The 24,374-nt window shown below is 46.0% G+C and carries 20 protein-coding genes and 2 pseudogenes; 9 read left to right on the plus strand and 13 right to left on the minus strand.

Going from position 1 to position 24,374, the window contains the following annotated elements; genetic code table 11:
* Nucleotides 1-257 precede the first annotated feature (257 nt).
* A complete protein-coding gene (locus QUB77_RS27550) occupies nt 258-1,622 on the minus strand; it encodes a DUF4912 domain-containing protein (protein ID WP_333179784.1) in 1,365 nt (454 codons plus the stop codon).
* Between the two features lie 238 nt (nt 1,623-1,860).
* Here QUB77_RS27550 and QUB77_RS27555 point away from each other — a divergent pair, with 238 nt between their 5' ends.
* Both QUB77_RS27555 and QUB77_RS27560 read left to right on the plus strand, forming a co-directional pair.
* Complete coding sequence (locus QUB77_RS27555; RefSeq protein ID WP_333179782.1) at nt 1,861-1,992, plus strand: hypothetical protein; 132 nt, start codon at nt 1,861-1,863, stop codon at nt 1,990-1,992.
* A gap of 152 nt (nt 1,993-2,144) precedes the next feature.
* The gene (locus QUB77_RS27560) at nt 2,145-2,270 is read left to right on the plus strand and encodes a hypothetical protein (protein WP_333179780.1); all 126 of its coding nucleotides are present in this window, start codon (nt 2,145-2,147) and stop codon (nt 2,268-2,270) included.
* Nucleotides 2,271-2,441: 171 nt separating this feature from the next.
* Here the strand turns inward: QUB77_RS27560 and QUB77_RS27565 are convergent.
* The 4 genes and pseudogenes from QUB77_RS27565 to QUB77_RS27580 form a co-directional block, all read right to left on the minus strand.
* Nucleotides 2,442-2,574, minus strand: a pseudogene (locus tag QUB77_RS27565) (ISKra4 family transposase); the annotation flags it as partial.
* A gap of 57 nt (nt 2,575-2,631) precedes the next feature.
* The gene (locus tag QUB77_RS27570; protein ID WP_333179778.1) at nt 2,632-4,539 is read right to left on the minus strand and encodes a TolC family protein; all 1,908 of its coding nucleotides are present in this window, start codon (nt 4,537-4,539) and stop codon (nt 2,632-2,634) included.
* A gap of 53 nt (nt 4,540-4,592) precedes the next feature.
* Entirely contained in the window at nt 4,593-5,765 is a 1,173-nt protein-coding gene (locus QUB77_RS27575) for an ABC transporter permease (RefSeq protein WP_333179776.1), read from the minus strand.
* Nucleotides 5,766-5,837: 72 nt separating this feature from the next.
* Nucleotides 5,838-7,352: an HlyD family efflux transporter periplasmic adaptor subunit gene (locus tag QUB77_RS27580; RefSeq protein WP_333179774.1), complete on the minus strand. Its 1,515-nt coding sequence runs from the start codon at nt 7,350-7,352 to the stop codon at nt 5,838-5,840.
* Between the two features lie 334 nt (nt 7,353-7,686).
* Here QUB77_RS27580 and QUB77_RS27585 point away from each other — a divergent pair.
* Both QUB77_RS27585 and cysS read left to right on the plus strand, forming a co-directional pair.
* Nucleotides 7,687-7,851 (plus strand): annotated as a pseudogene (locus QUB77_RS27585) (Uma2 family endonuclease); the annotation flags it as partial.
* Nucleotides 7,852-7,922: 71 nt separating this feature from the next.
* Complete coding sequence (cysS, locus tag QUB77_RS27590) at nt 7,923-9,494, plus strand: cysteine--tRNA ligase (protein ID WP_333179772.1); 1,572 nt, start codon at nt 7,923-7,925, stop codon at nt 9,492-9,494.
* A gap of 146 nt (nt 9,495-9,640) precedes the next feature.
* Here the strand turns inward: cysS and QUB77_RS27595 are convergent, their stop codons facing one another.
* Genes QUB77_RS27595 through QUB77_RS27605 form a run of 3 tightly spaced genes read right to left on the minus strand, consistent with a single transcriptional unit; the run spans nt 9,641 to nt 11,184 of the window.
* Nucleotides 9,641-9,931: a DUF5615 family PIN-like protein gene (locus tag QUB77_RS27595; RefSeq protein WP_333179769.1), complete on the minus strand. Its 291-nt coding sequence runs from the start codon at nt 9,929-9,931 to the stop codon at nt 9,641-9,643.
* Nucleotides 9,932-9,942: 11 nt separating this feature from the next.
* Complete coding sequence (locus QUB77_RS27600; RefSeq protein WP_333179767.1) at nt 9,943-10,173, minus strand: DUF433 domain-containing protein; 231 nt, start codon at nt 10,171-10,173, stop codon at nt 9,943-9,945.
* 54 nt (nt 10,174-10,227) lie between these two features.
* A complete protein-coding gene (locus QUB77_RS27605; protein WP_333179764.1) occupies nt 10,228-11,184 on the minus strand; it encodes an alpha/beta hydrolase in 957 nt (318 codons plus the stop codon).
* Nucleotides 11,185-11,311: 127 nt separating this feature from the next.
* Between QUB77_RS27605 and QUB77_RS27610 the strand changes: the two genes are divergently transcribed.
* Entirely contained in the window at nt 11,312-12,421 is a 1,110-nt protein-coding gene (locus tag QUB77_RS27610; protein ID WP_333179762.1) for an AI-2E family transporter, read from the plus strand.
* 165 nt (nt 12,422-12,586) lie between these two features.
* On the opposite strand, the gene QUB77_RS27615 is transcribed toward QUB77_RS27610, so the two are convergent.
* Nucleotides 12,587-13,522 carry an OmpA family protein gene (locus QUB77_RS27615; RefSeq protein WP_333179759.1) on the minus strand — a complete coding sequence of 312 codons (936 nt, stop codon included), beginning with the start codon at nt 13,520-13,522 and terminating at the stop codon, nt 12,587-12,589.
* Nucleotides 13,523-13,762: 240 nt separating this feature from the next.
* On the opposite strand from QUB77_RS27615, the gene QUB77_RS27620 reads away from it, so the two are divergent.
* Together QUB77_RS27620 and QUB77_RS27625 are read left to right on the plus strand one after the other, a co-directional pair.
* Nucleotides 13,763-14,434, plus strand: a complete 672-nt coding sequence (locus QUB77_RS27620) for a hypothetical protein (protein ID WP_333035185.1) — start codon at nt 13,763-13,765, stop codon at nt 14,432-14,434.
* Nucleotides 14,435-14,439: 5 nt separating this feature from the next.
* Nucleotides 14,440-16,515, plus strand: a complete 2,076-nt coding sequence (locus QUB77_RS27625) for an abortive infection protein (protein WP_333179757.1) — start codon at nt 14,440-14,442, stop codon at nt 16,513-16,515.
* A gap of 303 nt (nt 16,516-16,818) precedes the next feature.
* Here the strand turns inward: QUB77_RS27625 and QUB77_RS27630 are convergent, their stop codons facing one another.
* From QUB77_RS27630 to QUB77_RS27645, 4 genes are all read right to left on the minus strand, one after another.
* Nucleotides 16,819-18,021, minus strand: coding sequence for a DUF4335 domain-containing protein (locus QUB77_RS27630; protein ID WP_333179754.1), 1,203 nt, complete (start codon nt 18,019-18,021; stop codon nt 16,819-16,821).
* Nucleotides 18,022-18,024: 3 nt separating this feature from the next.
* Nucleotides 18,025-18,651: a DUF3038 domain-containing protein gene (locus tag QUB77_RS27635; RefSeq protein WP_333179751.1), complete on the minus strand. Its 627-nt coding sequence runs from the start codon at nt 18,649-18,651 to the stop codon at nt 18,025-18,027.
* 411 nt (nt 18,652-19,062) lie between these two features.
* Nucleotides 19,063-19,566, minus strand: a complete 504-nt coding sequence (locus QUB77_RS27640; protein ID WP_333179748.1) for a hypothetical protein — start codon at nt 19,564-19,566, stop codon at nt 19,063-19,065.
* A gap of 71 nt (nt 19,567-19,637) precedes the next feature.
* On the minus strand, nt 19,638-21,842 hold the full coding sequence (locus tag QUB77_RS27645; protein ID WP_333179746.1) for a cation:proton antiporter domain-containing protein: 2,205 nt from the start codon (nt 21,840-21,842) through the stop codon (nt 19,638-19,640).
* Between the two features lie 435 nt (nt 21,843-22,277).
* On the opposite strand from QUB77_RS27645, the gene rpsB reads away from it, so the two are divergent.
* A complete protein-coding gene (rpsB, locus tag QUB77_RS27650; RefSeq protein ID WP_333179743.1) occupies nt 22,278-23,105 on the plus strand; it encodes a 30S ribosomal protein S2 in 828 nt (275 codons plus the stop codon).
* A 419-nt stretch (nt 23,106-23,524) separates the two neighbouring features.
* Nucleotides 23,525-24,184 (plus strand): translation elongation factor Ts, encoded by a 660-nt coding sequence (gene tsf, locus QUB77_RS27655; protein ID WP_333072626.1) that lies wholly within the window; start codon nt 23,525-23,527, stop codon nt 24,182-24,184.
* Nucleotides 24,185-24,374: the final 190 nt, after the last annotated feature.

A 24,374-nucleotide genomic window follows, 5' to 3' on the forward strand; every position in this document is an offset into this window, starting at 1 on the left:
TCCTTCTTCCTTCTTCCTTCTTCCTTCTTCCTTCTTCCTTCTTCCTTCTTCCTTCTTCCTTCTTCCTTCTTCCTTCTAAACACAAAAAACACCGCTCCTCAAAACAGGAGAACGGTGTATAGGGGGTGTTATGGGTTGTTGTCTGGGATTAACCTTAACAAATCACGATCGGCTGAGGCTATGCCTTGTGATGGTTCAAAAATTGGCACAAACCTGCACTATCGCCCGCAGCTCGATCGACCTTTCGACCTTTGCGATTAGCCCAACCATTCCACAACGGCATCCTGCTTGGTATTGGTGCGCCGTTCTGGGGTTTCGCGGTTGAATTTCAAGTGGATGGCGCGGTTTTGTTCGCCGTCTGCAGCTACTGCAAAAATCGGATAGTCGATTAAGCCGTCTTGGAAGGACATCTGGAAGCGGAAAGTGCCGTCAGCATTGAGTTTAATCGGCTGTCCGCCTACGTATACGGTAGCGTCGGGTTCGGTGGCGCCGTAAACGATCAGTTCCGCATCAGCAACTAACCAGAACTGGCGGGGGCGCATCGGGGCTGCGAAGCCAACTCCCGACATACCAACACCGGACATACCGAAACCGGACATGGTGAGCCCGGACATACCGACACCCGACATGGTGAGGCCCGACATACCGACACCCGACGCGGTGAGGCCGGACATACCGACACCAGACGCGGTGAGGCCCGACATGGTGGGAGCCGCCCACATTCCGACGCCGGAGGGGAACACGTAGGAACTGAGAGCTTGTTCGTGGATGCCGACTTGCTGGACGGAACCGGCGACGTGCTGCATGGAACCGAAGATAGAACCCGCTACCCGCAGGGATTCGGCAGATTCTGCCATGCCGAAGATTTGTTCGTAGATAGCATTTTCGGTGCTGTAACCGAAGCCATTGGCTGCTTGTGCCATTTTCTTGGCCGGAGGAACCAGTTCGGCGAAGGTTTTGCCTTGCAACTCTTCTTCCCAATCCAGGGTGATGAATTGATCTTCAATCCAGTCGCTGGGATAGACGGGAGGAACGCGGACTTCTGCCGATCGAGCTAATACCAGCCAGCGACCATCTGCACAGCGGTAGCCGATGTCGATCGCGTAGTCCCGATCGCTCACGGGGATTGGCACATACCATTCCCGCGCCAGTTCGTCGCAGGGATATTCTTGAATGCTGTGCGGGCTTTGAATGTCGAGGTTAACATCTGTAACGTCGTAGATCCGCAGGGCGAGTTGCTGTCCTCCTTGGCGGCGCATTTCTTCTTTGCGATCGTTGGGAATGTCCCAGTAAGTGTAGGCCCATTCAGGGTCGCGGGGCATTAAAACCACGCGGCTTTCGCCGTAGCCGTTGGGCAAATCTGCTAAACCTTCATCTACAGACGACAAAGAACCGCCTGTTCTATCTTCTTGACCGAGTTCAAACTTTGCTGCTTCCACTGCTTCTTGTGCCTCTAGTTTGCGAGATGGGCTGTAGGAAAATTTGGTGCGCTGAATTTCTTGAATGGATGCCAGAAGTTGCGATTTCCGCATCCGGCTGTAGCGAGAGACTCCACATTCGCTAGCAACTCTGCGGAGTTGTCGCAAAGTCATCTCTTCTAATGGTGGGCGTTCTTTTGCCATGAGTTTGTTCTCCACTAATTTAGGATGGCGGGTTAGATTTTTTTCTTTCAACACAATTGTGTTGACTTTTTGAGTTAGAAACTCTTTTAAATCTACATATTATCGAGCTTCCAAATCTCTCCAACCTTTGAAGCCTTGCTGATTTTTAGCTTGTCTTTTCCCCTATGCGATCGAGGGTTTGGACTTATTGGCTTCTGCGCGCACCGTTCGATCTAAATAAAGCTTTATCTGTCGATTCTTGATTGACAAGATCGATTTTGTGAGTGCGATCGGTGCTGCTAGCAACGCTGTGCTGGCAGCACACGCGCTATTCGACTCCCAGGGCTGCTTAATCGAAGCATTTCTTTGGGATCGCTTTGTCATGACTTAATGTTGCAGACAACTTGCGATCGGGTCAAGGGGTCTTTTGCCTCAATCCTGGGTACTTATACGCATTTTCGTGATTTTGGGGATCAATATGTCAGGAAATCTTGACATTTGGGAGATCTGGGGGATCGGTGTTGAAGCGAATGTCAGGATTTGATGACAAATTGGGATAGGGGGCTGTTGGTGGGTTTGGAGGGTGGGGGCGATCGTTTAGAATGGATATGTCTTTGCGAATATGACAAAGTGGAAGACTTTCTCTACAATCCAATACGCTTGGGTTAGTGCTAAAAACAGATCGTGCGTAGGTTGGGCGGAGTGGAACGAACCCTCCGTTTCACTCCGCCCAACATTTTCGCTACAATTTTCCTTAACTGAACCGTATTGCTCTATAATCCTTCTAACAAGAAGGCTTCGCGGGAGCATCCCGATTTTGCAAAAATATTAAACTGCAAATTAACCATTCAAGTAGGCAAAACGCAGTTGTAACATTTGCGAAACACTTTCAGATTTCTACTATGAAGAATGAAATTTTTAGCCTTGTACCTATCTGCTTGACGGCTGATTCTACCGCTCCCGATCCGAGGGAGCCTGGTTGGAATTACTGACAAGTCTCATTCAATCCGATAACAACTAACTAACATCATTATTCATTTTCAATCCTCACCTGCCAAGTCTCCAAAGTAGTACCTATTATTTTATCAAGATTTGTCAAAGCATTAAAATAGGCAATTCTCGCATTAAGTTCTGCATTTCTCGCCTCTATTAAATCATTCTGAAAATTCACAATATCGATACTCCGAGAAGTTTCCAGTCCCAATCTTCTTTTGTCCTGCTCTATTTCTAATTGCTTTTGCGCTAACTCCCTTGACCTTTGAGCTAGTTCTACTTGCTTAAGATTCAAATTTATATCTCGAATTGCATTTCTGACCTCAACTTCCAGCTTTTGATTGTGCTCCTTTAAAATATTCTCAGCTTGTAACAGCTTAACACGACTATTCTGAAAATCTCGCTCAATTTCTCTATTTCCAAATTCGCGAGTCAAAACCAGTCCTGCTCTCAAATCCGAGCTGCTGTCTGAAAGATTAGTAGCATTATTATGATAACTTGCATTTACATCCAATTGCCATTTTCGATTATTTTCCGCTACGAGCAATTTATATTTAGCGATTTCCTGGTCGAGCTGTACTTGTAAATAATCAGGACTATTTGACAGAGCTAATGGTAGAATCTTAGAGAAATCCAGAGGGTAAGTCTGTACAGTAGCAGCTTCTATTGCTATTATATTAAGATTGCGATCGAGGTCTAGAACTTGCAGCAGTGCTAATCTTGCCTTCTTCAGTTGCTCCTCACTAGCTAATACTGTCACTTCCTGATCTGCCACAGCTTTTTCACTTGTAAAAATATCAACTTTTGCTAGCCTTCCTGCCTCAATTAAAACCTGATTAGTCTCCAATTCTTGACGGGCAATTTCCAGAGAGCTTTGTGAAATTTTAACTTGTTCCTGAGCCTTAATCAACTCTCGATAGGTTAAAATTACTGAGGTGATTGTCTCAATTAACGTCAATTTCAAACTCAGAATATTTCTTTTTTCACTCAGGCGAGCAATCTCAATTGGTGCTCGATTGACAGCAGCTCCAGCTCCCCTTAACACAGGTTGGGTAAAATTTAACGTTAGATTTTGACTTAAAGAACCTTCACTATTAATGCCAAAACCATTCGCATCTTGTCCTTGTTTACTACTCCAAACAAAACTTATATTCCCTCCTGTGGGAATTTTGACACTCACTTGGGCCGATAAATCGACTTCGCCAGTAGTGGCGACTCTTCCCCCATTCCTCAAAGGAATTGATGAGACGGACAGTTTCGGTGTAAAACTAGGGACAAACAAGCCTTCTGCTACGGCTAAATCTTGTTTTTGGGCGATGCGTTCCAGGTATTGATTTTTGATATCTCTGTTGTTTTCTAAGCCTAAAAATATAACTTCCGGTAGTGTCAGTTCAACCCCTAATTCATCCGCTATAGATTGCTGTTGAAGAGTTGGGTTTTGGCTATTTTCAGGTATTGGTTCTGCTGTTATATCTGGATTTGGTGGAGCTTCAAAAATTACTCTTGATTCTGGTTGAACAGGTTTTTTTTGAGTAGAAGTTGTTAATACTTGGGAATTGGGAACTGGGGATTGGGAATTGGGAAGTGGTGAGTATTTGATTTTACTTGTTGGATTTTCGCCGCGGAATTGAGGAATAACTATTCTCTGGTTTGTAGTTGGCGTTTTTCTCTGATTTTCGAGTTTAATGAGCGCCTGATTTTGCGGTAGATTTTGGATGTGTGGGAGATGTTTTTTAGTGGTAAGTGGCAAAATTTTGGGCGCGATCGCAGATTTAGAGCTAACATCAGTTTTGACTGTTGAACTAGACTTAAAAGCAACAGCAAATATCGCCAATAGCCCACAGCTTGCAACCATAACTAGGCTAAAACGAAATATCCAAGGAATCTCGTAGCGAGCAGGGGAATCGCTATTTGGGAGATAATCTTCGTGCGGTTGCTCAGTCATGCTAGCTCCAGTTATTTCTGCAAGTAATGCTGTGGCGATTTCCTACGGGATGACTACCCTTGACGCAGCGCTTTAACAGGATCGAGTTGACTAGCTCGCAGAGCCGGGAAAAATCCAGCTCCTACACCCACCGCTAATGCCGATGCTAGAGCCAAAGCTGCTGTGTTGCTGTCAAATTTATAAGGCAACTTAAAAACATCCGCAACCACCACCGTTAACCCGTGTACCGTCACAATAGCAGCAATTCCCCCCGCTAAACTCAGAATTACTGCTTCTAGAATAAACTGCAACATTATATCTCTCTGAGTAGCCCCGATCGCACGTCTCAAACCAATTTCTGGGGTACGTTCCATCACCGCCGCGATCGTAATATTAGCAATACCAACCCCTCCCACCAATAGCGAAATTACCCCCACTGCCAATAGTCCCCGTGAAGCAAGTTCCAGAGTTTCCTGCTGCTCCAAAATTTTCTTAACATTGTTCCAAGTATAAACCTCTGCCTTGGGAAAGCGCTCCTGCAAAAGTTTTTTTGCCTGCTTTTCCATTCCTTTTATATCTTTAAGATTGTAAGGGCGCACCGAAATTACCCCAATTGTCTGGCTACCTGTCATCGCTTTGTAAACCGACATCGACACTAACATTTGACCTTGTATTTTGCCAAAAAAGCTTTCCTTGCTCTCCATTACTCCAACAACAATGTAAGGTCTGCGGTTAGCATAAATGCGCTGATCTAGACGTTTGGTGCTACCTTTAAAAAGTTGTGTAGCTAGCATTTCATCAATTACCGCGACAGGTCGATAATTAGCAAAATCATTAGGGGAAAAAAAACGCCCCGCTATTAATCGCCGTCCCGATGTCAATAAATGATCTTGAGAAACAGCGGCCATACTAGCTTCCGCTTCTTCAGCCTGAAATATAACTTTTTCGTTATAACCCAACTCATTTGCTGCGCTAATTGCCCGAATTCCTTTCAGCCGATGCCCTAAAAATTCCATATCTTCTAACTTCAAACCCAAGTCATCCCCAATACGGATTTCAAGTTGAGGTGCTTCTCGCTTGGCCAGTTGTTCAGCAATTACGGCGCGACTAATATTGCCTACTTGCAGCGTTGCGCTGACCGCAGCTACACCCATAAAAACTCCGACTGTAGTTAGGGCAGAGCGCAAAAGATTGCCACTTAGGGAAATGCAAGTAAGGCGGAGGAGGTCTAAAGGAGAAAGGCTCATAATTAATTAAAAATCACAACTCAACATTTCGTACCGTAATAAAATTAGCTGATTTATCCAATTCTTTAATCTTTATTCCTCATCGGCACCGTCTGTTTTTTCTTTCTTTTTAGTTGTTTTTTCTTCCTGAATAGGAGTTCCTGGCTTTAAGGAAGGTTCAGAAGGGGGTATCACAACACTGTCACCTGGCCGCAAACCAGAAGTTATTTCTACCTGTGTTAATCCTTCTAAACCTAATGTAACTGACCGTTTCTGGGCTTTGCCTTGACTGTCCCGAATCCACACAAAAGGCTTAGACTCCGATCGCACAATTACCTCTGTATTTAAAACTACTACCTTCTGGCGCTGCTGCAAAATTATCTCCACATTCACTTGACTCCCTGGAATCAAAGTCCGGGTTGGAGCATCGAGTCTTACTGTTGCAGGAACCGTTGGTTGACTGCCTTGATTAGACTCGTCATTTCCTTTGCTATCACCACTTTGAGCAAGAATATATAAGCTGTCTACTTTTCCTGAAAACTGCTTAGGATTGGGGCCAATAATGCTGATACGGACGGACTGTTTGGGTCTAACTTTAGCAGCATTGATCGTAGAAAGCTGTAGTTTTACCCGTTCTTGTGAAGGGTCGCCTAATGTCAAAAGTTCATCACTACGTTTCACTCCGTCGCCATTTTTCACTTTAATATCAAGTACGTTACCATCAATAGATGCAGTCACAATATTGTTTTTAAGTTTTTGTTCTTTTTCTCGGTAATCAAGCTGTAAGCTTTTGAGTCCGCGACTATTTGTACTAACGTTTAACTGAGCTTCTAGCAGTTGAGACTCAGCATTAATTACGTCTTTCTGAAGTTCGTTTTCCTTACCTCTTAGTTTATTCTGCAAACTTGTAAGATCGAGCAGATCGTTCTTGATTTGAAACTGTGCCTCTCGTAAAAGTGCTTTAGCCTTGCGAACTAGGTCTTCTTGGTCTTGCACGTTATTTCCCGGAATATAACCTTTTTCAAATAATAATTTTGTATTGGTTAGTTTCCGCTCAGCAGCGGTCAAATCTTCCTCAGTTTCAACCACTTTTTTACGGTTGTTTGCCAAGATTAGTTCCCGTTTTTGGATTTCTAATAACTCGTCATTTTGGTTGGATTTATAATCTTGAAGTTTCCCTTGGGCCGCACTCAACTTTTCCTGAGCTTCGACAACTTTTTGGTGTAAGCTTTCTAGAGTGAGTTTTTGTTTCTGAATCTCCAACTCTTGCTTGATGAGAGTTGTTTTCTGTTCGGGGTTACGAAGGGTAATTAAGTTCTGACCAGATGTGATGGTTTGCCCGATCTTTACTAACACCCGATCGACAGTACCATCATCAGGAGATTTCAGAGTTTGTTGACCACCCAATTCAACAATACCGCTTTCGTTAATCGTATCTTCAATATCGCCAAGTTTGACGGGTATCAAGCCCACTTCTACAGGTTCCGGAGGTTGATTTTGATATAACCCGTAGGCAAATAAGCTGCCACCGATGCCTAGAGTGAGAAAACTAGACCACAGTAGCCATTTGACTCCTGTTTGGAAGCTATTTTTTTCTTTATATTTCACTGTCAACTCCCCCCTACAAACTGTAAATAACTGTTAAGCGTGCGCGATCGCCCTTTAACCGTTTTGGTTACTGTTTGGATAAAAAAATGGCAACTTTGGGGCTGACATATTCTAGCATCTGTTGACGTACTACTTTCTCTCTTCCCTTCTAAGGTCGCTATTTCTTCTGAATCTGTATTGCTTTCTAAGTCTGACAACCTGGAACCATTGCGAGAAAAAATGCGGGAATATAGCCTTTATCAGTAACATGAGGTGCTCTTGGGGGTTGGGGATCGGGCCTAAAAGCATGGGGCATCGAACTAGCCCGTGTATTTCACTTTCTTGAGAACCGCTATACATCGCAAATGGAGCTATTTTGGGGTGGTTAATCGATCGCAAAAATAAGAAAGTCGAAATATACAGACAAAATCAGGATGTGGAAATATTAGATAATCCCAGCACTTTGTCAGGGGAAGATGTGTTACCAGGATTTGTCTTAAATTTAACAGATATTTGGTAGTGACACCGAAAGATTCACCAACCGCAATATAATAAATTACAGCAGTACATCAATCCCAAATCTCAAATCCCATGCCCCTAACGCTTTACAACAGCTTGACCCGTCGCGAATCACCTTTTGAGCCCCTCGAACCAGGAAAGGTGCGGATGTATTGCTGCGGCGTTACGGTATACGATTACTGCCACGTCGGTCACGCCCGCGCTTACATTGTTTGGGACATGGTACGCCGCTATCTGATGTGGCGGGGATACGATGTGCGCTACGTGCAGAATTTTACAGATATTGACGACAAAATTCTCAACCGCGCCCGCGAAACCAATTCCACAATGGAAGGCGTGGCGGAACGCTTCATCGAGGAATATTTCGTAGATATGGACAAGCTGAATATTCTCAGGGCCGATGAATATCCCCGCGCCACCCATACAATCGATGGCATTAAACGGCTGATTCACGAATTAGAAAATAAAGGTTATGCCTATGCTTCCAGCGGCGACGTTTACTACAACGTGAGGCAGTTTGCCGATTACGGAAAACTTTCCGGCCGCAAGTTGGAAGAAATGCAGGCCGGGGCTAGCGGTAGATTGGAAACCGCAGAAATAGAAGCTCAAAAAAAGCAAGATTCCTCAGATTTTGCCCTGTGGAAAAGCGCTAAACCCGGAGAACCTGCTTGGGATTCATCTTGGGGAAAAGGTCGGCCCGGATGGCACATTGAATGTTCGGCGATGGTGCGCGATTGCTTGGGCGAAACTATTGACATTCACTGCGGCGGTTCGGATTTAACTTTTCCCCACCATGAGAATGAAATTGCTCAATCTGAAGCTGCGACGGGCAAGTCACTTGCTAATTATTGGATGCACAATGCTTTTGTGACTGTCAACGGCAAAAAGATGTCGAAATCTTTGCACAATTTTATTACAATTCGCGATTTGTTGGATGGGAATTGGTCGGGCGATTTGGAATCTAACCCCCCCCAGCCCCCCCTTGGTAAGGGGGGGAGTAAGAATGAAGACTCCCTTGGTAAGGGGGGGAGTCAGAATGAAGGAAGCCAGAAGTCAAAAGCGGTGGAACCGATGGCGGTGAGGCTGTTTGTGTTGATGGCGCAGTATCGGAGTCAAATAGATTTTACCGAAGAGGCGATCGCTAGCGCTCGAAATGGCTGGAATACCATCAATGAAGGTTTGCTGTTTGGCCTTCGATATGGTTCTCAACTGAATTGGGACGTTGAGAAAACTGGACAGGATGGCAAAGCTGTGCAGGAATTTCAATCAGCGATGGACAATGATTTCAATACTCCCGCCGCTTTGACTGTTTTGTTTGAATTGGCTAAGGAATTGGGCAAGGAAGGCAATGTTTTAGTGCATCAGGGAAAAACAGAAACTTCGCCGGAATTGTTGCAGCAAAAGTGGCTGACTTTGGTGAGTTTGGCAGGGGTTTTGGGTTTAGAAGTTCAGCCGGAAAGTGATAGCAATGATACTGTTAACGGTGTGAGTGATGGGGAAATTGAGGCGATGATTCAGCAGCGAAAAGATGCCCGAAAAGCAAGGGATTTTGCAGAGGGCGATCGCATTCGCAACGAACTCAAGGATCGGGGCATTACTCTGATCGATCAAAAGGATGGTACAACAATTTGGCACCGCAGTTGAAATCTAGAGTTTTTTAACCGCAGATGAACGCGGATAAACGCAGATGAAATTCCATCCGCGTTCATCTGTATTCATCTGCTGATATCTGCGGCTAAAAACTCCCATTAGTAAAGTTCAAGACAATCTAATGCGGTGTTGCCAATAAATTATTGAATTGTTTCAACTCCAGACCGAAAGATTGCTTCCACGTTACTGGTCGGTGCATTACCACATCGCAGCCAAATCACCTTCGGAGGTGATCCGTAAAGACGGCTTCGTTCAGCAAAGTCGGCGTCCTGCGTTACAATACAAAAGCCTTGAGCTTTGGCAAACTCCCAAATCTCACTATCGTCTGTTTGGGTCAGATTGTGGGACTGAACATGACTAGAGTCAGGGAAAATATCTGCAAGTCTAGTTACCAGTTTGCGGCTTAAGTTTTGGTCAAACAGAAGTTTCATAAACAGCAGTTTCAAGTGCCACCTACCACGGCAATCAGACAGCGTTCTCGGTCAGCAGCGAATTCTAAACACGCTCTAATGTCTTCCTCCGTCAACTCTGGAAAATCGTCTAGAATTTCTGTATGAGACATTCCCGCAGCCAGCCAACCCAAAACATCATAAACGCTAATTCGCATGCGCCTGATGCAAGGCTTTCCACCGCGTTTACCTGGTTCGATCGTAATGATGTTGCGATAGCTCATGATAAGACCGATTTGAGTACACTTTTCTTTAACTTTAGCTTAGTCCTGGAAAAGTTATATCGGCTTTAACTGGTTCACAAATTCGGCAACAGCCGCGACAAATTCTGCGGTTGATTCATAAGGTAAAACATTCCGCCCCGGCATTAATAAACCTTCCGCATTGGGAAAATGGGCTAAATATTGCGCTAATCTTTCATCGGGCTTCTCTTCCTTACCCGATTGACTGATACTTGAGGCTTTTTCTCCCATGACAACGAGTGTGGGTCGATCGAACTTTTGAATCGTACCGCTATAATCCTGCCGCCAAAACCCCGCTAAGAACGAGAAAACCGCGTGTCTGCTGTCAGGATTTGCCGCCCCAGCCTGCAAAGCATCCAACCATTCGCTGTCAACTTTTGCCGCATCGCCAAACAGTTGTTTTACAGAAAAAGACCGCAAAAACTCAGCGCGTCTGGCGTAGCGGTAAAAAGCGTTTCCCAAGGGAGAATTTAACAAATTCCAGACAATCCGTTGCTGTCTTTCGGTCGAATGTTTGTTCATTACCGCCCAAGCGGGAGGCCCTGCGAGAACTAAGCCGCGAATTAAATTTGAGCCGCTTTCCTGCTGCATTTTTGCTAAAGCCAAGCCTACAGACAGTAAAGCACCTTGCACGAGTACGATCGCAGGTTTTTTGACTACAGTTTCCAAGAAATTCTGCAACTGTGCGGCCCAATCGTCTGGATAGCAAGCCACAGCGGGCATTTCGCAATCGCCGCAGCCCAACAGGTCGGGATTATAAATCGGATTAGTGTTCCCTGCTTTGTACCAACTCTCACAAAATCTATGCCAAAAGATTCTTGACAAACCAACTCCTATCGGATGAATTAATAACAAAGGGATGCTATCTTCTGCCGCAGTAGTTGGGTTATAAACATCATAAGCACAGCGATAGTTTTGCCATTCGTAAAACAGCGTTGGTGATTTTATAGAGGAAATCGGGGAGAAATTTTGGGTGGAATATTGTGGCTGCATATTATTTTTTTTGAACCGATGTTATTTTTTATTATAAAATAAGTAGGGGCGGGTTTCACCCTAAATATTTTGGGTAAATCAAGAGATAGATAAACCCGCCCTCTTAGACTACATTTATTACTTAATCATGTCAGAACAGCGGATAACTATTTCTTTACCTAACTTGCTGCTCATTGTAGCATCGTCCTTGCTGCTAGTATTGCTGTGGCAATTGCGGAGCCTGCTAGTAATTCTGATGATATCAGTTGTGCTGGCCGCTTCGATCGTCCCGATCGTGAATTGGGCGCAAACGATGCGGGTTCCCCGCTGGCTGGCGGTGATTATGGTTTATTTAACTCTCATCGGCGGATTTAGCGGGACGGTAGTGTTAATCGGCCCCACGGTCATCGAACAAATAGAGTTACTGCTGCGACAGTTACCAGTTTATGTTGAAAGTTTGCGAACTGTGGCAACTAATGTATTGAGTCGGTTGAGCGACGATGCCCCAACCTTGGTGGGTCTGGTGGACACTCAATCGCTGACTAATTGGCTGATTCGATCGAGTCAACAACTCGTTTTGCGATCGTACAGTTTAACTAGAGGCATTCTCGGCGGTTTCTTCAGCTTAGTTTTAGCCTTATTTATTTCTGGTTACATGGTTGCCGACAGCGACACATTAATCAAAAGTTTGGTGCAGTTTTTCCCCAAACCTTGGGACGCAAGATTAGCCACACAAGTGGCGCCAATTGGTGAAAGAATGGGGAGTTATATTCGCGGGCGAGTATTAGTTTCAGGCATTTTAGGGATATTTATTACCACAGGTTTGAGCATTTTGGGAATGCCGGAATTTGCTTTAGGCTTGGGTGCGATCGCAGGTGTTACCAACTTGATTCCCTTCATCGGCCCCGTGTTAGGAGCAGTACCAGCATTAATCGTAGCCTTAGCTAAAGGTGGCTGGGTACTTTTGTGGGTGTTGCTGTTATTTGTAATCATCCAGAATTTGGAAACCTACGTCCTCGATCCTTTGCTGGTTGGTTCATCGGTTGGTGTGCATCCTTTATATCAATTGCTGTCTGTATTGGGAGGAGTTCAAGTATTAGGAATTATTGGAGCTGTAATTGTGCCACCTTGGTTTGCGGGAGTGGCAGCTTTGATTGAGAACTTGTATTTAAAACCCAAACTTAGGAGCGAACATCGAGAGGCAATAGATCAGGCTAAAAATAATTCTGACTTGCCACCTCTGACACCTTCAGCGTAACAGCAGCTTACGCCTTGAGAATTCAACACAGTAGACTATAATTGCAAGCAGTCGCTCACTTCTGTGGAAAATATCTGCGTTTATCCGTGTTTATCTGCCTTACATCTGCGGTTGACTATCAATCAAAGATTCATGCAATAAATCTACTATCCACCAGTCCGCTGACTAAGGACTAATTGCCACTTCAATGCGACGGTTGCGCTGCCGATTAGTATCCGAACTATTATCCACCGAAGGGCGACTTTCCCCATAGCCGATCGCCACCCAATGATACTTCTGACCGAGCACACCAGACAAATACTGCACCACAGCCTGAGCCCGCGCAAACGACACATTGCGATTGTCCGCCGCTTCCCCCGCGTCGTCAGTGTGGCCCGCAACGCGCACAGTTGCCCCCTCGTGATTGCCCAACTCCGCCACCAAATTGTCCAAAATCGCATTAGTTCCCGCGCGCAAAGAAATGCTGCCAGTATCAAACAAAACATCGCTGGGCAGAGTCACCATCAGCCCATCCCCCCCAAACACCCGATTATTGGCATTCTGTGGCGCAGTATTCACCGTTTCAGGGTTCAGACTGGGGCTGCTGCCGATCGCCGGTAAAGCAGGGGCAATACTTGCCGCCGTTTCCGGCGTCGCCAATTCCCGCGACATCAACTGCAAACGCTTTTCCAAATTTTCCGTCGGGCGGCTGCTGCCCAACTGACTCTCCAAAGCCGCCGTGCGACCAATCAGCGCGTTGAGTTCGCCCTGCAACTGTCTCAAATCCGACTGCAATTTCTCTCTCTGGGCAGGACTGACTTTTGACTGGGGAGTCGGTGTAGCGGTTGGTGCAGGAAGCGCCGGAATTGGCGTTGCTGGGGCGCGTTTCGGGGTGGAGGTCAAATTTTGAGTTACACGCAGCAATCTCTCTGCCAGCGGCATTTCCGTCGCGCCTGACGGATAAATTTGAGCGATCGCTATGCCCAAAACCCACGCAAAACCGCTGCCCACCCCCAGCAGCAGCAGTCGAAAAATCAGCGACAGTACAAGCAAACCTTTTCCCCGCGACTTGGAGACGCGAGTCGGGGGGATTGAAGGTTTTTGGTTAAAAGATTGCGTCATATTTCATCCCTCTTAGTGTACATACCAGATTAATTTCGATACTATCTTACCTATCCGATTGGGAATTTGAGATTTGAGATTTGAGATTTATCCTCCCATCTAAAATCTCAAAAAGAAACCTGCTTTCTATAAATCGGGGGTTTAGTGGCGAAGCAACAAACTAGAAACCTGGTTTCTAGTTTGTTGCGTGCCAGCCTGAATCTGTTGGATAATTCAGTAAAACTTTTGGAAAAAAAACCGATGACTGACCCTTTAAATAGCCCTTATCCCGTTCCTTGGGAATGGATTACTGCCACTCATGCTAAAGTGAGCTCCACTGCCGGCACAGGCCTCCGCTATTATCGCAGTCCATCCTTAGTTTCAACTAACGGCCAATACGCAGCTTACAGTCGAATTGAGTTGCAAGTGCAGCCGGAATTCTCCCGGTGTCGGGTTAGCAGTGTCATGTTTGTGGAAAATCTCAAAACCGGGGAACTGCAAACAGTGGCGGCGGCTTCGCCCCTGGCAGAAAGTGGGATGTATGCTAGCGATGATACAGATATGTCCGGGACGATCGCCATTTTAGTGCCTGTTTCTTGGAATCAAGACGGTTCCCGCATTCTCGCCCGCGAATTTGAAGCACTTTTCAACTCTTCGGATATGTCCGACTACGGTGTCATTTGGGACAAAAATGATAATTACACTTATACCGTTGCTCCCGCTCGCAGTCTTTACACTCATGCTGTATTGTTAGGTTGGAGTCAAGTTTGTCCCGGACAAGTTCTGTTCCGCGCCGGCAATTTGGGCGATCGATCTTGGCCTCTTTGTGCCGTTGATATGACAGGGCAAACGGTAGCAGTCACCGAGGACAAACCCCTAGTTTTCGGCAGTCAAGCCAGCACTGACTGGATCGAACCTAAAACTCGTTTTTAGATATTATGGCGGCATTTTCTTTGATCGGGCCAACATTTTTTTTAGTTTCAGGTCAGTCTTTCAACCAATTCATTTTGACCCTGGGGCTGATTATTTTAGCTGTTATTTTTGGTTTAACAGCGTTTATTTTTATTCGCGTTTTCCTCAATTGGTTGCAGGCAAAATTGGAGAACCATCACCTTTTTAGACGCTCGTTTACAAGAAACACTGGTCATTTAACCGCTAACATTTCACAACCTGAAAAAGTTTTTTTAGAACCCCGATTTGTAGAAAGTGAAGGCAATTTAACTGCTGCTATTTTTGGAGGCAAAAGCGATATTTCAATAGCTTTTGGGTCGGAGATAATTTGCGAAAATTCAGCATCAGTTGCCTATCTCTACAAGCCGATCGCTCTTTGGCACGGGCGCTTAATTTTGCCCTCAAACGAACAGCGCCAGCCCTACGGTACAGTTTTTTTTGAAGTAATAAATGCCCCCAAAAAGTATAAAGATTTTATTGGCAAAACAGCCTTTTTGAAATGGAGCACAAATCGCGAAGTACAGTTTTTTGTCCACGCAGTCAGTCAAAATATAAACTTCACACAAGAAACTAAAAAAAGTCAAAAATCTGGCAATATCCATCCAGATAGATTGAACGGCTGGCGAAATGTCGGCCCTTTAGAAACTCTAGCAGGCAGCAGACTTGAAGACAGCGTGACTGTTATGCTACGCAGGCCGGTGATTGCGATTAATTATAGCAGTAGCGAGCACCAGGAACTCACGATCGATCGCGAACCAGTACAAATTATCGGACGTTTCTGCGCCTTAGTCTCAATTTTACAGCGAAAAGAACCCGACAGCGACCAATTTATTGTCCGGCATTTCAACAAAACATCTCAACAATTTGACGGCGCAGCCGAAATTATTCGGATTCCCCAAGTACAGCCAGACAAAAATGGCGTAGCGAGGTCTACCAATCACCTGATCGAACAATCGCCATTAAATCCATACGGCTGGTACATTTACGGCGAAAGAGACGAAGACAGTATATTTGTAGTGCAGGCAATCGAGCCCCGCAAAATTGCCCAATTAACACCAGATGAAACACATTTAGGACTGGAAAAATCTCTCGCTTATTTAAGCAACAAAAATTGGGAAAATACACCAGCCCAAAAAGGGCAAGTAAAAAGAGTATTGTTAACCCCGAATGATGCTACAGAAAACGCTTCAATCTCTCCTTGGCAAGAAGGAGATATCGGGATAGTTATTCACAGTTTCGGCGGTATCGGCGGCAAAAAAGGCGAACGGCCACCGCTGGGAATTGTCACCGGACATTTTGCTTTCGGAGTAGCAAAAGTAGTGCGCGATCGCTTTACCAGCGAACTGCGTTTTGACATAGAATATAAACAAGTTTACGCCCACAATCCCGACGGAATTGTTGCCGGTTCCAGCAAATGGCAAAGTTACATGGGAGACTTGCAGCGCGGCTGGTTGGGCGATCGCCCGGTTTGCGATATCATCTGTAAATTAGACTGCGTGTGTTGCGACTACGATTTTGACGGCATCACCTTGTCGCCTTTAACCGAATTAAACCAACAACTAGATATCATGATGGCCCGTTACCGCAGCGGAGACGGCACCGGCGCAAGTTTAGTCACTCCCGCAACTTCTTGCGTCCAAGATTCAAGTCAGGCAATTTACGCGACAATTAAAAAAATCACTTCCGAAATAGAGTCAAATCCTCAGATTCAAGACTGGTTGAAAACACATCCCACCGACGCACAAACCCAAAGGTTTCACCAGTTAGTAGCTTTAGGAGATAGTTTAGAAAAAGTATTAATGCCCCTCGGCATTGTCCGTCCAGATTGGCGGAAAAATTCGAGATTAGCGGGGATAGATTCTGAACTGAAAAAAACCTTTTTTGTTGGTATAGTGAACCTGATAAAAGCTGCTATTAGTTACCGAACAATGTTACCCAGGCGCACGCAAGATGAAATCGCCAAAATTCTCTTAAAGCAGGGAGCATTTTTGTGGATAATTCGCACCAATCAAGTTGGGGGATTTGACCCAGATATTGAGCCAATCGCACCAACAGGGCTTTGAATCAGCAATCGATTTGTAGATGATTTGGATCTTGAAATCGCTACTATAAAAACCAAGTCTGCCTCCCCAGACTAAGAGATTGATATCATGTCCGGTCAATTACCCTGATTCATGTAGGGGCGGGTTCACCAACAATATTTGCTAAAAACCGACAATCTCAAAAACCCGCCCCGGCAATTGTATTATGCGTGCTCGATCCGACATGGTATGAAGCAGCATTTAAGCAGGATTTGGTATCAGTCAACAGTCAACAGTCAACCGTTAACAGTTAACCGTTAACAGTCAACAGTCAACAATCAATCATTACCAAGGAGTGACTACAACAGTGCCACCCGGTGCCAAAACTACGCGGAAATCAGCCAGCGGTTCCGCAGGTGGCCTGGTGCCAACCGGTTTGTAAAGCAACTCCGACAACGGCGTTTCGGATCTCTCGACTGCTGCCGAATTCTCCGACTTGTAACCGACAATCGCCCCGTCTTGGGCCACACTCACCCGATAAACCAACTCCGCATCAACTGGAGGCTGATTCTTCACAACTCCGTCAATTTGCTGGGAAAGTTTGCCCCTCAACAGCTCAATTTCCTCTGGATCGGTAATTGGCAGGGGTGCTGCTTCAGGGCTTGCCAAACCTTCAGCAACAGGAATGGGCGTGCTTTCCGGTGAAGCGTCCGACTGCGGTGTGGGGCTCGGTGAATCGTCCGACTGCGGTGTGGGACTCGGTGAAGCGTCTGACTGCGGCGCGGGGATCGGAGTCGGCGAAAGCGATTCAGCGTTGGGAGTTTGAGTCCCAGGCAGCAAACCGTCCGCAGGGGGCGTGGGATTGGGATTAGGCGAACCCGATCCGCCCGGATTCGGCGTCCCTTGATTTTGACCCGCTGGATTGGGCTGCGGCACCGGATCTCTAGGGCGCTGGACTTCCGGCACCGGCACCAAGAAAAATGCCATCGCCGCCAAAGCCAAACTCGACACCCCCACTACAGCAGGCAAACTCCGCTTCGCCAAAGGTTCGGCCGACTTGACGTAACGCTTGGATATTGGGGTTAATTGCAGCGACAATTCCGGCAGCGTCTGCGTGTCGGCAAAAAACTGATCGATCGCCTCTACCAAGTCAAATAGCTGTACCGTCGTCAAATCAACTTTTGCCGACAGTTCTGTTTTTTGATCGATTTGGGTTGCGCTGCCTGTGGAGGCGGGTAGAACGGTCAACCGATGCACGTTGCCGTCAATTCTGTGTAACTGCACCATACCCGCATTCGGGCCGTAGCGATCGGGATAATGCACTCCGCTCATAAATTCTTGAGCGTAGCTGCTGACAGCCCTCACCAAGCTTTCAAAAAACTCCCGTCCCCCGCTTAGGGGTTCGCCAAGACCTGTAACATAGCATTCAGCGCTCATTAATATGGAAAGCACCGGCCGTATATCTAACTGGCTGGCTGCCGAACCATCGCTCAACCCTTCTAGAACTAGGGTGCAATTTGGCAGACTGTACTGACGCCTAATAGTCATTTTTTATTCAACTTCTCCATCAAACAGGCTAACCCAGAAGCGCTGCATTCCGGCTGTGCCTGTACAAAATAGCAGTTTGCTCAACAAGTTTAAAGCTAGTTCGTTGAGCTTGTCGTCGGAATCGTAAGCTGCAACTAGCGATCGCTTGGGGTTCATGCGCGATCGAAAGTGAGCTCGAAAGCGTTCTAAATACTCGGCCAGCGGCTGGTTCTGGTTGAGGGGGATATTTTTCGATCGCAACTGCTGCGAGTCTAGCAGCAACTGCCGAATTGTGGCGGTTAACTTACGCGCCATATTACAGGCGATCGCCACCAGCGCTTTTGCCTCCACCGTGGTAAGCGAGCGGCGCTGCGTGTAGCGTCTCAGCGGGTTAGTATTACGCATCAGCCAAAGGGCAACCCGATTTTTGATAATTGATTCCAATTCCAGATCCTTTGACACGGCCAGCATTTCTTCAGCACCTCCGAGATACAAGGCTTCGATCGCCAGCAACATCAAGTCAATTTGCAATCTGGCTCGGCGGGGACATCCCCCATCGGAAGGCGACAAGTCTGGCAAACTGTCTAAAATCAACGGGTTTGACTGGGTAAGCGAAGTTTCTGACGGCATTAATATCACGGCAACATCCATTCCAAACAAACTATACGGGCACGGGGGGTCTTGAGCAAGACAAATTCTCAACCAAGGACTCTTCTGGGATACTTTATTTTTATCATTAACTTTTAGGTATATTTTCAATTTAGCAGCAACCGACCGTCACAAGCGAGCTCCGGTGACGGGAGTTCGATCGTCCACTCCCCCACCCCGCCACAGCTTTGTGATTCTTTGGTTCATGAGGAGAGAAGGGGAGAGTCAATCGATTTTCGATTTTCGATTTTCGATTTTCGATTGACCCCACGGATCAAGTCGGGGACTCCTTTATCGGATACAGGTTTTTTATTTCTGGACGGATGAATCCGGGGGCTTGTATCCTGGATGCTTTCGGTCGGAAAGCGTCAAAGAATTACCCATTTCCCATTTCTTATTCTCTATTGGGATCAATCAATGTTCCTGCTTCTGGGGTTGCACTGCCGCTTCTCTTTGAGCCGTAAAATCAGTAGCCGCCGTCTTATCAGTTAGACTAATTTTTCCCTTGAGGCTTTCTTGCTCGACAATTCCGCGCATTTTAACAGAACTGTTTTGACCGGTTGCTGTGGAGTCGCTGCAACCAGCTAAATTAGGAACCGCACCCGACAAGTTCAATCCTTGAGTTTCCCACTTACCAAGTAGAGAAGGTTTCTCCTCGGCTGTGTTTTCCCGGCCCTGCCTGCTGCCCGATCGCAAATTACCGCTCAAATAAACACCCGATTGCTGGATTGTCAATACCAAAACATCAGATTTCAGACATTCGGGCAAACTTTTAGGATCGAAGCGATAATTTCCCGCAATTGCCGGAGGAGCCTTTAAATTTGCTTCTCCATAAACAGTTACTACTTTAAACAGCAGTGAAACTGAGCCAATCGCAATCCCGTAAAATGCCAGCGATTTGAGGCTTAAATGATTCATAATCTTGGTAATTAGTAATTGGGAATTGGGCATCAAAAACTGTCAACTGTCAACTGTCAACTGTCAACTGACTACATTTGAGGAAGTACGGATGCCAAGTGCGATCGCACTCTAACGTAACATCGTGCAATCAGCAGCGAAGAATGACACTGCACAGCCAATTCATCAGTATACTGTCCCAAAGTTTGGCGCTCAATTCCCCACTCCCGACTCGTACCCGCAATAGTCAAATCAGCATTAGCAGAAGCCGCAACCACTGCTTGAATGGGTTCAGCAGCCTCGACAATCGGAGTTTCAATGCGCGATCGTACATCAACCGGCAACTGCTCCATCACTCGCTGAAACTCATAACTCAGAGCATTTTCAGCTTCCCCGTCAACGGCCACCCGCAGCACCGTCAAACGGCGTTCCTCGCTATTAACTAACAGTCTCAGCGCCAATTCTAACCCCAAATCATCGTGAATGTTTGCCGCGTAAGGTACTAACAAGTTATTCAATTTTTCCCGACCTCTGTCAACAAAAATTGCTACATCCACCTTAGCGTTGCTGAGAATTTGACCGACACGTCCTCCCAAACGGTTGCTGCTAAAAGTAGGTCTGTGCCATCCTAATAAAATCAAATCTGCGCGATCTATTTCCGCAATTTGGGCCGTTTCCCGCGCTACATCATTAGTAACCCGAATGATGGGATGTACGAATTTTTGTGCCTCCGGCAGTTCCAAACTCTCAATCAATTCTGATAATTTCGAGCGGCGCTCTTGAATAATGCGATCGGCTTCTGCAGGCGTACTTTCAAAAGCATAGTCATCATTTAATTCTATCAAACTCAGAGGATGAACCGCCGCCGACTGTAAATCATCACCACCAATACCAGCAGCCGGCTGCGCCAGCGCTACTGCTAGTCGCAGTAAACCTTTCTGCGTGCTGGGATTGGCAACAGGTACTAAAATTCGATAAGTGGGCAGCAATTTATTAGCAGTTTCTTCATTGCTGTCAGCAATTTGTGAATCTTCTAATTCTGAATCCTCCGAGTTAACTTCTGAAATATCTAATCTAATTAACCGTTTTGGATAAGTCCACTCCAACAGCGGGGAAGTCATAAAAGTTGTCACTAAAGCCATGATGACTAACATCGTAAATAGTAGCGGCGAAACTACACCCAAGGAAAGACCGATATTCAGCACAATTAGTTCAGTCAAACCACGAGTATTCATCAGCCATCCCAGGGCTGAAGCTTCGCGGTTGTTGATACCACAAACTCTCGCCGCAACGTAAGTACCGACATATTTTCCAATAATAGCCACTCCTAAAACTGCGGCACACAGCAGCCACAATTCTGGACTGTTGAGCAGGCCGATTTGAGTTCGCAAGCCGCTGTAAGCAAAAAAGATTGGCAGCAGAAATATTAGTACAAAGTCTTCGGTTTTTTCGGCTAATTCTCTGGTTAACCCCGCATTTTTAGGCATAGCAGCGCCCAGCAAAAATGCACCGAAGATTAAATGAATGCCGATCCATTCAGTAATTAAGGCAGAAGCTACAACTCCCATGTAAATGCCGGAGAGCAATAACTGTGTTAATCTGCCAGTGCGGTTGTACTGTTTGGAAAGTCGCTGCAAGAACCAGCGGACTACAGTCAGCATGAAACCGATGTAAATTAAAGATGCAATAATTGTCGGCAAAGCACCGAGCATCGAATTAGTACGAGTAACTGCGATCGCCACCGCTAACAAGCACCAAGCTGTCACGTCATCTACCGCAGCGCAAGTCAAGGCAAGCGTGCCCAATTTTGTATTCTGCAAGTTGTGTTCTGTAATAATTCTTGCCAGCACTGGAAAGGCCGTAATTGACATCGCAGCGCCTAAAAACAAAGCAAAGGCGGTAAAGGAAACGCTATTATTTGAAACGATGGGATACAGCAGCAGCGCTAGCAAGCTTCCCAGGGAAAACGGCACTAGAATGCTGACGTGAGAAGTTAAAATTGCGATATCTAAATTGCTTTTGAGATACTTGGGATTCAGTTCCAAACCAATCAAAAACATGAAAAATATTAGCCCCACCTCAGATAGCACATTGAGGAAGGGAACGGCTTCGGCTGGAAAAAGTGCTGTTGCTAAATCTGGTGCAACTAAGCCAAACAGAGAAGGCCCAAGCATAATTCCTGCTACAATTTCTCCAATGACTTGAGGTTGTTTGATCGCTCGAAATCCTAAACCTACGAGTCTCGAAAGTGCGATGACAATTAGAACTTCAAGCAGGACGAGAATGGGTATGGGCATGGCGTTTTTAGCTTTGGGATTTTTGCGGATGGAGAGGGCAGGCTACTAAAGCTGACTGAATTGCCGATCGAAAAAAATGGATACCAGCTCGATCGAAGGTAGAAGGCACTCTTAGGCGCACCAACAACGCCATTCTCTCACAAGCGAACAAAGGCTTTGGCAACCTTCCACCTGGATTTTTTGTTTTTAAGAAGCTCTTGCAAGTAACTTTAACCGCAGCGTGCACACCCCGCACCCAACCCGCCCATTAAATCTCACATCCGGGTGCCAAGCCAACCCTACGGATATCAGATTGTCAGAAAAAGTAGCGCGCTTGTGATAAACTAGAAAAGTTGTTTAAATTCGCACATCCGGGTTTTCGGGTGTTTCGAGGGCGCAAACCTTCAGAAATACGACCGGGTGGAGGATTAACCCGAATCAGGAGTTAAAAATACAATGCCAGTAGTCAGTTTGGCTCAAATGTTAGAGTCAGGGGTTCACTTCGGACACCAAACCCGTCGGTGGAACCCGAAAATGTCTCCCTACATTTTCACAGAGCGCAACGGGGTTCACATCATCGACCTCGTGCAAACCGCTCAGCTTATGGAAGACGCCTACGAGTACATGAGAGTTGCCTCAGAAAAAGGCAAAAAGTTTTTGTTCGTGGGTACGAAGCGCCAAGCTGCAGGGATTGTAGCCCAAGAAGCTCAACGCTGCGGTGCTTATTACGTCAACCAGCGCTGGCTGGGGGGAATGCTCACCAACTGGACGACGATTAAGTCCCGCGTGGAGCGCCTCAAGGATTTGGAGCGTCGCGAGGAAATCGGCGCCCTCGATTTGCTGCCGAAAAAAGAAGCTTCTGTGCTGCGCCGAGAAATGGCAAAACTCCAGAAATATCTGGGCGGGATTAAATCTATGCGGAAGATTCCCGACGGAGTGGTGCTAGTAGACCAACGCCGCGAGTATAATGCGGTGTTGGAATGCCAAAAGTTGGGAATTCCGATCGTCTCTCTGTTGGATACCAACTGCGACCCGGATTTGGTTGACATTGCGATTCCAGCGAATGACGATGCTATTCGATCGATCAAGCTGATTGTCGGCAAGTTGGCTGATGCCATCTACGAAGGTCGTCACGGTCAGCAGGGCGGTGACTCTGAGGAAGACTACGACTACGACGGTGGTTACGAAGGCGCTGAATATGATGTCGAAATCGAAGAATTGGATGACCCCGATTATGTAGATCCCGACGACGCCGACACTGACGGCGAAGAAACCGAGAGCTAGTATTGCCCTCGGAATCTGACACCAGGAAATTAAAAATTAAAGATTGAAAATTAAAAATAATAATTATTTTTAGTTGGATATTTTTAATTTTTAATTGTACATGGCACGAGTCTAAGTCATTAGTATACAACCTAGGCACAGACACTACCTGTAAGGTGCGCACTGCGCACCTTACCATCACAAGTGGTGTAAAAACAGCTCTTTTGCGTAAGTCCTATACTAGAGTTATGGCAAAAGCATTCATTCTCTCAGCCTCAGAATTAACTCTGGCGCTACAGGTACAAAGTCTGCCCTAAGACGGACTGGGTATTTCTTCACTCTGGTCTAATCATTAACATTAAAATTAGTGACTAATGACTGATGACTAATGACTGATGACTAAGGACTAATAACTAATTTTGATTGGGAACTTAAAGAAGATGGCGGACATATCTGCAAAACTTGTTAAAGAACTGCGCGAAAAAACTGGCGCGGGCATGATGGACTGCAAAAAAGCCCTCGTTGAAAACGAAGGCAATATAGAAACATCCATTGAGTGGCTGCGGAAAAAAGGTCTGGCTTCGGCAGGTAAGAAAGGGGGACGAGTCGCGTCAGAAGGACTTGTAGGCAGCTACATTCACACCGGCGGCCGCGTGGGAGTGCTGGTGGAAGTTAACTGCGAAACAGATTTTGTGGCACGTCGCGAAGAATTCCAAAAGTTGGTGCGGGATATTGCGATGCAAATTGCAGCTTGCCCGAATGTGGAATACGTGAAAGTTGAAGATATCCCCGCCGAAGTTGTCGAAAGAGAAAAGGCAATTGAAATGGGCAAAGATGACTTGGGCAACAAGCCGGAGAACATCAAAGAAAAGATTGTTCTAGGGCGGATTGAGAAGCGCATGAAAGAGTTATCTTTGATGGATCAGCCTTTTATTAAAGATCAGAATATCTCGGTGGAAGAGTTGGTGAAACAAACGATCGCCCAAATTGGAGAAAATGTCCAAGTGCGCCGCTTCGTGCGTTTTGTCTTGGGCGAAGGCATTGAAAAGGTAGAAGCTAACTTTGCCGATGAAGTGGCAGCCCAAATGGGTGTTCAATAATCCCAACTTAAGATTGAGAATTAAAAATTAAAAATGTGAAAACTTGATTTTTTGCATTTTTAATTTTTAATTTTTACAAGACTTATGGACAGACTATATTTGTAGGGTGCGCAGTGCGCACCTTACTACTACAGACATCGTAAAAAGTGAAAACTTGCATAAGTCTTAAGCTGTTGTTCATTTAAATTTT

Source organism: Microcoleus sp. AT9b-C3, from assembly GCF_036705485.1.
Classification (GTDB): Bacteria; Cyanobacteriota; Cyanobacteriia; order Cyanobacteriales; family Microcoleaceae; genus Microcoleus.

Excerpts from the sequence above, each read along its gene's own strand:
- QUB77_RS27550 (WP_333179784.1), bottom strand. The coding sequence starts at position 1,622 with ATGGCAAAAGAACGCCCACCATTAGAAGAGATGACTTTGCGACAACTC.
- QUB77_RS27560 (WP_333179780.1), top strand. The coding sequence starts at position 2,145 with ATGACAAATTGGGATAGGGGGCTGTTGGTGGGTTTGGAGGGTGGGGGC.
- QUB77_RS27570 (WP_333179778.1), bottom strand. The coding sequence starts at position 4,539 with ATGACTGAGCAACCGCACGAAGATTATCTCCCAAATAGCGATTCCCCT.
- QUB77_RS27575 (WP_333179776.1), bottom strand. The coding sequence starts at position 5,765 with ATGAGCCTTTCTCCTTTAGACCTCCTCCGCCTTACTTGCATTTCCCTA.
- cysS (WP_333179772.1), top strand. The coding sequence starts at position 7,923 with ATGCCCCTAACGCTTTACAACAGCTTGACCCGTCGCGAATCACCTTTT.
- QUB77_RS27595 (WP_333179769.1), bottom strand. The coding sequence starts at position 9,931 with ATGAAACTTCTGTTTGACCAAAACTTAAGCCGCAAACTGGTAACTAGA.
- QUB77_RS27600 (WP_333179767.1), bottom strand. The coding sequence starts at position 10,173 with ATGAGCTATCGCAACATCATTACGATCGAACCAGGTAAACGCGGTGGA.
- QUB77_RS27605 (WP_333179764.1), bottom strand. The coding sequence starts at position 11,184 with ATGCAGCCACAATATTCCACCCAAAATTTCTCCCCGATTTCCTCTATA.
- QUB77_RS27610 (WP_333179762.1), top strand. The coding sequence starts at position 11,312 with ATGTCAGAACAGCGGATAACTATTTCTTTACCTAACTTGCTGCTCATT.
- QUB77_RS27615 (WP_333179759.1), bottom strand. The coding sequence starts at position 13,522 with ATGACGCAATCTTTTAACCAAAAACCTTCAATCCCCCCGACTCGCGTC.
- QUB77_RS27620 (WP_333035185.1), top strand. The coding sequence starts at position 13,763 with ATGACTGACCCTTTAAATAGCCCTTATCCCGTTCCTTGGGAATGGATT.
- QUB77_RS27625 (WP_333179757.1), top strand. The coding sequence starts at position 14,440 with ATGGCGGCATTTTCTTTGATCGGGCCAACATTTTTTTTAGTTTCAGGT.
- QUB77_RS27630 (WP_333179754.1), bottom strand. The coding sequence starts at position 18,021 with ATGACTATTAGGCGTCAGTACAGTCTGCCAAATTGCACCCTAGTTCTA.
- QUB77_RS27635 (WP_333179751.1), bottom strand. The coding sequence starts at position 18,651 with ATGGATGTTGCCGTGATATTAATGCCGTCAGAAACTTCGCTTACCCAG.
- QUB77_RS27640 (WP_333179748.1), bottom strand. The coding sequence starts at position 19,566 with ATGAATCATTTAAGCCTCAAATCGCTGGCATTTTACGGGATTGCGATT.
- QUB77_RS27645 (WP_333179746.1), bottom strand. The coding sequence starts at position 21,842 with ATGCCCATACCCATTCTCGTCCTGCTTGAAGTTCTAATTGTCATCGCA.
- rpsB (WP_333179743.1), top strand. The coding sequence starts at position 22,278 with ATGCCAGTAGTCAGTTTGGCTCAAATGTTAGAGTCAGGGGTTCACTTC.
- tsf (WP_333072626.1), top strand. The coding sequence starts at position 23,525 with ATGGCGGACATATCTGCAAAACTTGTTAAAGAACTGCGCGAAAAAACT.